Annotated in this window: 9 protein-coding genes; 4 read left to right on the top strand and 5 right to left on the bottom strand. The window is 70.7% G+C overall.

The window, feature by feature from the left end:
* Positions 1–55 precede the first annotated feature (55 nt).
* From ACFWFI_RS18395 to ACFWFI_RS18375, 5 genes are all read right to left on the bottom strand, one after another.
* Positions 56–1066 carry a TerC family protein gene (locus ACFWFI_RS18395; protein ID WP_387391029.1) on the bottom strand — a complete coding sequence of 337 codons (1011 nt, stop codon included), beginning with the start codon at positions 1064–1066 and terminating at the stop codon, positions 56–58.
* Between the two features lie 266 nt (positions 1067–1332).
* Complete coding sequence (locus ACFWFI_RS18390) at positions 1333–3267, bottom strand: TerD family protein (protein ID WP_387391026.1); 1935 nt, start codon at positions 3265–3267, stop codon at positions 1333–1335.
* 115 nt (positions 3268–3382) lie between these two features.
* Entirely contained in the window at positions 3383–3961 is a 579-nt protein-coding gene (locus ACFWFI_RS18385) for a TerD family protein (RefSeq protein ID WP_358974050.1), read from the bottom strand.
* A 132-nt stretch (positions 3962–4093) separates the two neighbouring features.
* Positions 4094–6214, bottom strand: coding sequence for an excinuclease ABC subunit UvrB (uvrB, locus tag ACFWFI_RS18380; RefSeq protein WP_387391024.1), 2121 nt, complete (start codon positions 6212–6214; stop codon positions 4094–4096).
* Between the two features lie 39 nt (positions 6215–6253).
* The gene (locus tag ACFWFI_RS18375) at positions 6254–7126 is read right to left on the bottom strand and encodes an MHYT domain-containing protein (RefSeq protein WP_387391021.1); all 873 of its coding nucleotides are present in this window, start codon (positions 7124–7126) and stop codon (positions 6254–6256) included.
* A gap of 214 nt (positions 7127–7340) precedes the next feature.
* On the opposite strand from ACFWFI_RS18375, the gene ACFWFI_RS18370 reads away from it, so the two are divergent.
* From ACFWFI_RS18370 to ACFWFI_RS18355, 4 genes are all read left to right on the top strand, one after another.
* Positions 7341–8213 carry a glycerophosphodiester phosphodiesterase gene (locus tag ACFWFI_RS18370; protein ID WP_387391018.1) on the top strand — a complete coding sequence of 291 codons (873 nt, stop codon included), beginning with the start codon at positions 7341–7343 and terminating at the stop codon, positions 8211–8213.
* Between the two features lie 48 nt (positions 8214–8261).
* Positions 8262–8807, top strand: coding sequence for a methylated-DNA--[protein]-cysteine S-methyltransferase (locus ACFWFI_RS18365; RefSeq protein ID WP_387391015.1), 546 nt, complete (start codon positions 8262–8264; stop codon positions 8805–8807).
* A 156-nt stretch (positions 8808–8963) separates the two neighbouring features.
* Entirely contained in the window at positions 8964–9917 is a 954-nt protein-coding gene (locus tag ACFWFI_RS18360) for a pseudouridine-5'-phosphate glycosidase (RefSeq protein ID WP_387391012.1), read from the top strand.
* Complete coding sequence (locus ACFWFI_RS18355; RefSeq protein ID WP_387391009.1) at positions 9914–10828, top strand: carbohydrate kinase family protein; 915 nt, start codon at positions 9914–9916, stop codon at positions 10826–10828. Before ACFWFI_RS18360 ends, ACFWFI_RS18355 begins: the two co-directional genes overlap by 4 nt.
* Position 10829 lies beyond the last annotated feature (1 nt).

Below are 10829 nucleotides of genomic sequence, written 5' to 3'. Positions count from 1 at the left end.
CCCGACGGCCGGGCGCCCCTCACGGGGCCCCGGCCGTCGGCATGTCCGTCCGGCGCTACTTCTCCGCGCCGACGTTCTCGCTGTCGTCCTTCTGCTCGTCCGCCTCCGTGCCCTTCTCCGCCGCTTCCTGCTTCCTGGTGGCGATGAGACTGGTGATCGTGGTGATCACCAGGACGCCGCAGATGACGGTGAGGGAGAACGGGATGGAGATCTCCGGGACGTGCACCCCGGACTCGTGCAGGGCGTGCAGCACCAGCTTGACGCCGATGAACCCGAGGATCACCGAGAGCCCGTAGCTGAGGTGGACCAGCTTCTTCAGCAGACCGCCGATGAGGAAGTACAGCTGACGCAGGCCCATCAGGGCGAAGGCGTTGGCGGTGAAGACGATGTACGGGTCCTGGGTCAGGCCGAAGATCGCCGGGATGGAGTCCAGCGCGAACAGCACATCGGTGGTGCCGATGGCGAGCATGACCACCATCAGGGGGGTCAGGACGCGCTTGCCGTTGTTCCGGATGAAGAGCTTGGTCCCGTGGTACTTGTCGGCGACACCGAAGCGGTGCTCGATCGACTTCAGGAGACGGTTCTCCTCGAACTCGTCCTCCTCCTCATCGGCCCGCGCCTCCTGGATCAGCTTCCAGGCGGTGTAGATCAGGAACGCGCCGAAGATGTAGAAGACCCACGAGAAGTTGGCGATGACCGCGGCACCGGCGGCGATGAAGATCGCACGCAGCACCAGCGCGATGAGTACGCCGACGAGCAGCACCCTCTGTTGAAGGTGTGAGGGCACCGAGAACTTCGCCATGATCAGGACGAAGACGAAGAGGTTGTCGACACTGAGCGACTTCTCGGTGATGAAGCCGGCGAAGAACTCACCCGAGGCCTGGCTCTCCCCGAAGACCAGCAGGCCGAGTCCGAAGAGTGCGGCCAGGGCGATCCAGACGACCGTCCAGATTCCGGCTTCCTTGGTCGACACGTCATGAGGCTTGCGCCCGATGAAGAAGTCGACGGCGATGAGGGCGCACAGACCAAAAATGGTCAGCGCCCAGAGGGTCCATGAAACGTCCACTGCGCCTCCGGCAGTTCGCTACGGGCTATAGATCAGCGTCGTCGCTGCCGGAGGTCTCTTCCACCCGGGAGCGCGGGATGCGCGCCGGGCCGACGCCCCGGGACCGGTCACAGTCCGTATTGACGGGAACGCCGCGATCGGGAGTACTCCCCTCCGCACAAAGAACAGTACATGAAGCACCAAGAAACGGTAAAGTCCGTGCCAAGATGTGCTCAAAATGCCAGGTCAGAGGCTATGCGGGGATACTTGACCTACCGTCACCCCGCTCAGCGGTAGCCGGCGCGCCTCGCCGCGGCGACCAGGGCGAGCACCTTCTCCAGGACACGGCTGCCCTGTGGCGCCCTCAGCGGCTCGTACGTCCACGCGTGGCCCACCCAGGGGTCGGCGAGGTGGTCGTCGGCCACGGGGGTGATCCGCAGCAGGGAGCGCCACAGCGGGTCGAGTACGGGGCCGTAGGCGCTGGCGTCCTCGCGGTCGGCCACCATCAGCAGGTGCACACCCACCGAGGGCCCCTCGTCGGCCAGATAGCGCAGCTGGGTGACGGCCCTGTCGTCGAAGCCGTGCGGGAAGTCGTTGACGATCAGCAGCTGCTCCCCCGTGTCGAGGTCCGGGGGCAGCGCGTCCGCGGCGCCGGCCCTGATCGCCATCTGCACCAGATCCACGCGCCGGGTGAGGTGCGCGAGGACCGAGGAGACGCCTTCCGCCCCGGCGGCGGGCGGCCCGGCGAGAACCCCGGATGCGACCAGGGGCGAGAGCGGGCCGGCGGCGGAACCGGCCGGGTCGATGACATGCACGGAGAACTCGTCCGCCGGGTAGACGGCGAGCAGCCGCGCGGCCAGGGCGACCGCGGTCTCCATGGCCAGCCTGCGCAGCTGGTCCCCGGTGCTCGAGGCGGCCGCCTCGGAAGCCGTACGTCCGCTGTCGACCCAGATCCCGCGTTCCAGGGGAAGCCGCACCAGCAGCGGGATGCGCAGACCGATGCCCTCGGGCAGATGGAGGTCGCCGATGCGCAGGGCCATCGGGATCTCCATCGGGACGCGGTAGCCGTGCCAGACGGGGTTGTCCCAGCCCGCGTAGGCCGCGGGAAGGGCGGGCTCGACGACGGCGGACTCGGCGGCGAGCTGGGCGAGATCGCGCTCCAGCGCCTCGCGTGCCCGGCCGGTGAGTTCGTCGTGCTTGGCCCGGGCTTCCTCACGGGCACGGTCGCCCGCGCCCCCGATGCGGCTGCGCGGGTCGGAAAGGGTCCGGTCGAGCTCCTGGTCCATCCGGGACTCGGCGAAGTCGACGGCGCTGCGGTAGGCGGCGACGGCGCGGGCGAGGTCCTCGAACATGCCCCAGATCTGGTTGTAGAGGCGCTCGTCCATGGACCAGCCGGTGGCGTCACCGGCGACGGGCTGCGCGGGCTGTCCGGGCGCGGCGGGCGGTGCCGTCGGGGGCGGCGGGGGCGGCGCCGAGGTCTGGCGCCGCGGGTGCGCGTAGTTGATCGGGCCGCCGGGAGCCTCCGCGTGCGAGGCCGCGGGATCATCCAGCGGCTCCGGGGCCTGCGCCGGGGCGGGCGGGCGGCCGTTGCCTCCGGAGACCGCCGGGCCCGCGGGGTGGCCTACCCGCTCGCCGTCGGGGGTGCGGGGCGGCGGCGTCACGGAGCGGGCGAGCCCGGAGGCGACGGCCTCCTGGATGGAGGCGGCGAGCTCCGCCGCCTCCGCCACACCCTGGTCGGCGAGCAGCTCGGCGAGTCCGGCGGCGTAGCCCTGACCGACGGCTCGGACTTTCCATACGCCCTGGCGGCGGTAGAGCTCCAGGGCGGACACGGCGGACTCGGTGTCCAGGCCGGTGAGGGTGAACGTGGCTATCTCGGTACCGTCGAGTCCGGTGACGGCGACGAAGGGCGCGGCGACCGCGCCGAATCTGCCCGGCCGTCCCGCTCCCATGGGCAGGGCGAGGAGCACGGTGACGCGGTGCACCGCGTCGGGCAGGGCGTCCAGGTCCACCGCCAGCCGGTGGTCGGCCGCCGCCTGCCTGGACACTTCCAGTCCGGGCACCCGGTGCGACGCGGGGTGGGCGATCCACTCGGCGCCGCGGACCGTGCCCCGCTCGTCGCCGAGAGTGGCCCCGGCCACGACGGGTGAGCCCGCCGACACCCTGATCTCCAGACGGGTCTGGGGCAAGGTGTGGTTCTGCCCCCGGACCAGCTCGGCCGTCATTGCCCTGTCCCCTCGACGTTCGGTGTGGTGCCCTGCCATGGGCGCAGCTCCCGGCGGCTGGTGCCTCCGGGAGCTGCTCGTACGGATCGTGGGCCAGGTGCCGCCCCTGCCGTGCCTACAGGTGCGGCAGGATCGCCGGCATCAGGTCCTGGAAGGTCCGGCCGTTGGCCGGGTTGCCGAGGGCGGTCATCTGCCATCCGCTGCCCGCACGGTGCACCTTCGCCATGATCTGCGCCGTGTACTGACCGCCACCGTCCAGCGTGTAGCGGGCGAGCTCCTGGCCGTTGGTCTCGTCGACGATGCGACAGAAGGCGTTCTGCACCTCCTGGAACGTCTGCCCGGTGAACGAGTTCACGGTGAAGACGATCTGGTCGATGTGGACCGGGATCCGCTGCAGGTCGACCAGGATCGCCTCGTCGTCGCCGCCCGAGCCCGCGCCGCCGACCAAGTTGTCGCCGGTGTGCTTGACCGAGCCGTCGTCGCTGACGAGGTGGCGGAAGAAGACGACGTCCACGGGCTGCTTGTCGGCGAAGAGCACCGCCGAGGCGTCCAGGTCGATCTCCCGGGTGCGCGAGCCGAACAGCCCGCGGCGCGGGGCCGCCTGCCAGCCGAGCCCCATCCGTACCGCGGTCAGGGTCCCCCCGTCGCTCTTCTGCAGGCTGATGGCCTGGCCCTTGGTCATGTTGACCGTCACGCGCTGTCCCCTCTCCGCTTGCCCCGCAACCGTCGGTGTGCGGTTTCCCCGCACCCTACGCAGTCCCCGGAGGGCGGAAGGAGTGGTGGGCCGTTTTTGTGTCGGTCCTGCAACACTGCGGGCCCCACGGGGTCAGGCCAGCCCCGCCTCCCTCATCTGACGCAGCTCCTTCTTCAGCTCCCCCACCTCGTCACGCAGTCGGGCTGCCACCTCGAACTGCAGGTCGGCGGCGGCCGCCCGCATGCGGTCCGTCATCTCCTCGATGATCCCCGCGAGCTCCGCGGCGGGCCGGTCGGTGACCACCGCGCCGCCCTTCTTCGCCTTGCCTCCCGCGGCCGCCTTGCCCCCCAGCGAGGGAACAGGGGCCTTGGTTTCCTTGCCCTGCCGGTAGCCGGTGCCGAGCAACTGCTCGGTGTCGACCTCCTCGCGGGCGATGGACGCGACGATGTCGTTGATCTTCTTGCGGAGGGGCTGCGGATCGACGCCACGCTCGGTGTTGTAGGCGATCTGCTTCTCGCGGCGGCGGTTGGTCTCGTCGATGGCCTGCGCCATCGCCGGGGTGATCTTGTCGGCGTACATATGGACCTGCCCCGAGACGTTACGGGCGGCACGTCCGATGGTCTGGATCAGCGAGGTGCCGGAGCGCAGGAAGCCCTGTTTGTCCGCGTCGAGGATGGCCACGAGCGACACCTCGGGCAGGTCGAGGCCCTCACGGAGGAGGTTGATGCCCACCAGGACGTCGTACTCACCGGAGCGCAGCTCGCGCAGCAGCTCGATGCGGCGCAGGGTGTCGACGTCGCTGTGGAGGTAGCGGACCTGGATGCCCAGCTCGAGGAAGTAGTCCGTGAGGTCCTCGGACATCTTCTTGGTGAGGGTGGTCACCAGGACGCGCTCGTCCTTCTCGGTCCGCTTGCGGATCTCGTGGACCAGGTCGTCGATCTGGCCCTCCGTCGGCTTGACGACGACCTCCGGGTCGACGAGACCGGTGGGCCGGATGATCTGCTCGACGAATCCGTCGCCCCGGGACATCTCGTACTTCCCGGGTGTGGCGGAGAGGTAGACCGTCTGGTTGATCCGGCCCAGGAACTCCTCCCATTTCAGCGGACGGTTGTCCAGGGCGGAGGGCAGCCTGAAGCCGTGGTCGACGAGGGTCCGCTTGCGGGAGGCGTCGCCCTCGTACATCGCGCCGATCTGCGGCACCGTGACGTGCGACTCGTCCAGGACGAGGAGGAAGTCCTCGGGGAAGTAGTCGAGGAGGGTGTTGGGGGCGGTGCCCGGGAGGCGGCCGTCGAAGTGCATCGAGTAGTTCTCGACGCCGGAGCAGGTGCCGATCTGGCGGAGCATCTCGATGTCGTACGTCGTGCGCATGCGCAGACGCTGGGCCTCCAGCATCTTGCCCTGCTTCTCCAGCTCGGCGAGGCGCTGTCCCAGCTCCTTCTCGATGCCGGTGACGGCCTTCTCCATGCGCTCGGGCCCCGCCACGTAGTGGCTGGCGGGGAAGACATGGAGCGCGGTGTCCTCGCTGATGACCTCGCCGGTGAGCGGGTGGAGGGTCGAGAGCGCCTCGATCTCGTCGCCGAACATCTCGATGCGGACCGCGAGCTCCTCGTACACCGGGAAGATCTCGATCGTGTCGCCGCGCACCCGGAAGGTGCCGCGGGTGAACGCGAGGTCGTTGCGCGTGTACTGGATCTCGACGAAGCGGCGCAGCAGCTGGTCGCGGTCGATCTCGTCGCCGACCTTGAGCTGGACCATCCGGTCCACGTACTCCTGCGGGGTACCCAGGCCGTAGATGCAGGAGACGGAGGCGACCACGACGACGTCGCGCCGGGTGAGCAGCGAGTTCGTCGCGGAGTGCCTCAGGCGCTCGACCTCCTCGTTGATCGAGGAGTCCTTCTCGATGTAGGTGTCCGACTGCGGGACGTACGCCTCGGGCTGGTAGTAGTCGTAGTACGAGACGAAGTACTCCACGGCGTTGTTCGGGAGGAGCTCGCGGAACTCGTTGGCCAGCTGGGCGGCCAGCGTCTTGTTCGGCGCCATCACCAGGGTGGGGCGCTGCAGCTTCTCGATCATCCAGGCGGTCGTCGCCGACTTGCCCGTGCCGGTCGCGCCGAGCAGGACGACATCCTTCTCACCTGCGCGGACACGCCGGTCCAGCTCGGCGATGGCCGCGGGCTGGTCACCGCTGGGCTGGTAGGGACTGACGACCTCGAAAGGCGCCACCGAACGTTCGATCTTCGAGACTGGCCGCATGCAACCACCGTACGACCCCCCACTGACAACGGCGGGGGATCAGCGGCTCCGCGACTGCCGGGACACCCTGCGTGCGGTGGTCGCGTAGGGCTGCGTGCGGCGGCGCTGGACGGGGATCGGGGTCCCCGGCCCGCCGCGCCGGGGAGCCTGTCCCGGCAGCCGGGCGGCTCCTCCGGGGCCACCGGTCACCACCATGGGGTCGATCATCACGACCACGGCGGCGAGCAGCAGGAAGCAGCCCGGCCCGATCATCATCGGCAGGAGCAGCGAGGTGGGTGCCTCGCCGGGCGGAGCCGGTACGGCGTCGGGGTGCAGGTGCACCTGGAGCGCGGCCATTCCCGTGTAGTGCATCCCGCTCACGGCGACGCCCATGACCACGCTGGCGCCGAGGCTGGGAAGGAAGCCGTGGATGGAGACCGCAGCCCACAGCGAGACGGTCGCGGCCACCACGGCGATGGCGACGGAGAGCGCGACGGTGAGGGTGTCGTACTCGAACAGTCCCTCGAAGTTCATTCCGGCCATGCCGAGGTAGTGCATGGAGGCGACCCCGAGTCCGGTGATCATCCCTCCGGTGACCAGTGCCATGCGGGTGGCGCCCCGGTAGCCGACGAGGAAGATGCCGATCCCGACCATCCCGACCCCCACGGCCAGACTGGCGTAGGTGAGGGGCCTGTCGTAGCTCACCGGCGCTTCCCGGACGCTGAAGCCCAGCATCGCGATGAAGTGCATCGTCCAGATGCCCGATCCGATGGACGTCGCTCCGAGGGCCAGCCAGCCGGCTCTGGACACGCCTCCCGCGCGCAGGGACCGCGTGGTGCAACGAAGACCGAGCGCAGCACCGAGGCATGCCATGAGGAACGCCGTGACGGGGGTCACGAGGCCGTAGGAGAATCCGTCAACTGTGCCCTGCATGCTGGTACGCCCTTCGCGGTGTGCCCGGGTTCGGGGTGACCCTAAAGGGCAAGGCCCGGCAAGCAAACATAAGAGCGGCATTTTATCCGCCTCTGGGCCCTCCGCGGATTCGGTACCCAACATTCCGTTCACAACATGGCCATCATCCCCCTCCCCTTTGTTGGGGATCGGATGCGAGTCTCTGCCTGTCCGCATCTCGACGCGAGGAGTACACGTGTCCGTACGCACAGCAACCGCCTCAGGCGCCGTCGCCGCCCTGCTCGGCGCCTGCGTCCTGCTGCCCGCCACCCAGGCGCAGGCCTCGGGCACCCAGGACAGCCCGGTCGTCTATGCCCACCGGGGCGCGTCCGCCTACGCCCCGGAGAACACCCTGGCGGCCGTCGACGCGGCCGACGATCTGGGGATCGCGTGGGTGGAGAACGACGTGCAGCTCACCAAGGACGGTGTGCTGGTGGTCGTGCACGACACCACCCTGAGCAGGACCACCGACGCCGAGGAGGTCTTCCCCGGCCGCGCTCCCTGGGCGGTCAAGGACTTCACCGCGGCGGAGATCGCGAAGCTGGACGCGGGCAGCTGGTTCGGCGCCGGCTTCACGGGGGCCCGGGTGCCGACGCTCACGCAGTACCTGCACCGGCTCGAGCGCAACCACCAGAAGCTGCTCCTGGAGATCAAGAGCCCGGAGATCTACCCGGGCATCGAGAAGGAGACCCTGCGGGTCCTGCGCAAGGAGGGGTGGCTCGACCGCGGTCACGTCAAGCACAAGCTGATCATCCAGAGCTTCGGTGCAGAGAGTGTGAAAACTGTCCACGCGCAGCGTCCGGACGTCGTCACGGGCTTCCTGGGCACCCCCGCCGTGGCCGATCTGCCGTCGTACGCGGCGTTCACCGACCAGATCAATCCGTCGTACACGACCATCGGGGCCGACTACGTCGCCGCGGTCCAGAAGCTGAAGGGCGCCCACGGCAAGCCGCTCCAGGTGAACACCTGGACGGTGAACGACGCGGCGAAGGCGGCGGAGGTCGCCGGCTTCGGCGTGGACGGCATCATCACCAACAACCCCGACACCGTCCGGGACGCCACCCGCTGAGCACCTGACGGGGCGGCGTTGTCAGTGGCCGGTCGTACGGTGGGTCGCATGGAGAGCAACGAGCAGGTCGTGGAGTGGTCCGTCGTGCCGAGCGGCATCGGCCCGCTCCTGCTCGCCGCGACCCCCGCCGGCCTGGTGACCGTGGTCTTCCACGCGACCCCGGCGGTCCGGGACAGGGCGCTCGGACAGCTGGGGAAACGGCTGGGCGCGGAGCCCGTGGAGGCTCCGGGCTCCGCGCTGCTGGCCGAGCCGGTGCGTCAGCTCGCGGCGTATTTCGACGGAGGGCTGCGGGAGTTCTCGCTCGGTCTGGACTGGTCGCTGAGCTCCGGTTTCCACCGCGAGGTGCTCCGCGAGCTGGCGTCCGGTGTGCCGTACGGGACGGTCGTGGGATACGGGGACCTGGCCGCCCGGGTCGGCCAGCCGGGCGCCGCCCAGGCCGTGGGGGCGGCCATGGGATCCAACCCGCTGCCGGTCGTGGTTCCGTGCCACCGGGTGGTGGAGAGCGACGGAGGGCTCGGCGGGTTCGGCGGCGGGCTGGAGACGAAGCGGCAGCTGCTGGCACTCGAGGGGATACTTCCGCAGCCGCTGTTCTGAACACCTGGACACCGGCTGTCCGACGCCGAGGGCACACGACCACGCCGCACCGCACCGCCCGCACACCACGGTTCGCGGCGGCTGTCGGACCGGCCGGCCCGTGACGGCCCGGCCGTCGGGGGTTTGCGGCCGCCGTGCCCGCGACAGAGATGGGGCATGCCTCAGAATCCATCGGCGCCCCTGCCGCAGGAAACCGGCCACAGCGCCCCCGCACTCTCCGGAGAGGTGCGGGAGGCCCTTGAGGAACAGCGCCCCGTGGTCGCCCTGGAGTCGACGATCATCGCGCACGGGCTGCCGCGCCCCCGCAATCTCCAGGTCGCCCAGGAGCTGGAGGAGCTCGTCCGGAAGGCCGGTGCCGTCCCCGCGACGGTCGCCGTGCTGGACGGCCGGGCCCATGTGGGCCTGGACGGCGTCCAGTTGGCGCGAGTCGCCGAGGACCCGGGCGTTCGCAAGCTGGGCCACCGCGATCTCGCGCCCGCGCTTGCCCTGGGCGCCAGCGGGGCCACCACCGTGTCCGCCACGGCCTTCCTCGCGGCGCGGGCCGGGCTGCGCGTCTTCGCGACCGGCGGGCTCGGCGGCGTACACCGTGAGTGGACGCAGACCCAGGACGAGTCCGCGGACCTCAGGCTGCTCGCCCGGACCGGGATCACGGTGGTGTGCGCGGGCGTGAAGTCGATCCTGGACGTGCCCGCCACGCTGCAGCGCCTGGAGACACTCGGTGTCGGCGTGCTGGGCTACGGCACGGAGCACTTCCCCGGCTTCTACCTCAGCAGCTCCGGCGAGCCGGTCGACTGGACGGTCCGCACACCGGAGGAAGTCGCGGACGTGATGCGGGCCCAGGAGGAACTGGGCGGCCCGCCCGCGGCGCTGATCGTCGCCAACCCCGTGCCGGAGGAGGAGCAGTTGGACCCCGCGGTGCACGACCGGGTACTCGCCGGGGCGCTGGACGCCTGCCGGGAGCGGGGGATCACGGGTCAGGCCGTCACCCCGTTCCTGCTGGAGTATCTGATGCGGGAGACCGGCGGTGCGTCCCTGGAGGCCAATCTCGCCGCCGTGCGCGGGAATGTGCGACTGGCCGCGCGGATCGCCGTGGCGGCGGCCGCGCGGTGAGCACGACCGGCCGCACGGCGACCGGGGGCGGCCTGCTGGTGGTCGGGGAGGTCGTCACCGATGTCGTCGTACGGCACGCGTCGGCGCCGCTCCACGGCACGGACACGCCTGCGCGGATCACCACACTGCCGGGCGGCGCGGGAGCCAATGTGGCGTGCTGGGCGGCGCGTTCGGGGTGCCGGGACGTCCGGCTGCTCGCCCGGGCAGGGTCTGATTCCGCGGCCTGGCACCGGGACGCGCTGCGGCGGGCGGGCGTGAGTCCGCTGCTGTGTGTGGACGAGGACGCTCCGACCGGCACGGTGGTGGCGCTGGTCGACTCCTCGGCCGAGCGCACCTTCCTCACCGACAGCGGGGCGGCCCTGCGCCTCTCCCCCGGCGACTGGTCGTCCTCACTGCTCGACGGCGCGGCCCGGCTCCACCTGTCCGGCTATCTCCTCTTCGGGCCGACGAGCCGGGCGACGGCGTCACTCGCGCTGCGGGACGCCCGGCGGCGGGGCGTCCCGGTGAGCGTGGATCCCGCGTCGGCCGGGTTCCTCGCCGGGCTGGGCGCCGCGGCGTTCCTGGACCTGGTCGAGGGGGTCGATCTGCTGCTGCCCAACGCCGACGAGGCCCGCGAGCTGACAGGCCTGCCGGACCCCGCGGACGCCGCGGCCAAACTGAGCCGTCATGCCGGCCGGGTCGCCGTCACGCTCGGGGACCGGGGCGTCCTGCTGGCGGCCCGCGGCACGGTGACCGCGCGCGTGCCCGCCGGACAGGTCCGAGCCCCGGTCGACTCGACGGGCGCGGGGGACGCGTTCACCGGGGGTTTCCTCGCGGCCCTCGTCGCCGGAGCGGACGACGTCCCGGCTGCCGAGGCAGGCTGCCGGGCAGGGGCGGAAGCGGTCGCGACGGTCGGGGGCCGCCCGGTGTGAA

This window comes from Streptomyces sp. NPDC060209 (assembly GCF_042728155.1).
GTDB lineage: Bacteria > Actinomycetota > Actinomycetes > Streptomycetales > Streptomycetaceae > Streptomyces.
Note: the sequence above shows the minus strand (reverse complement) of the source record. Positions and strands in the feature narration are given on the sequence as shown.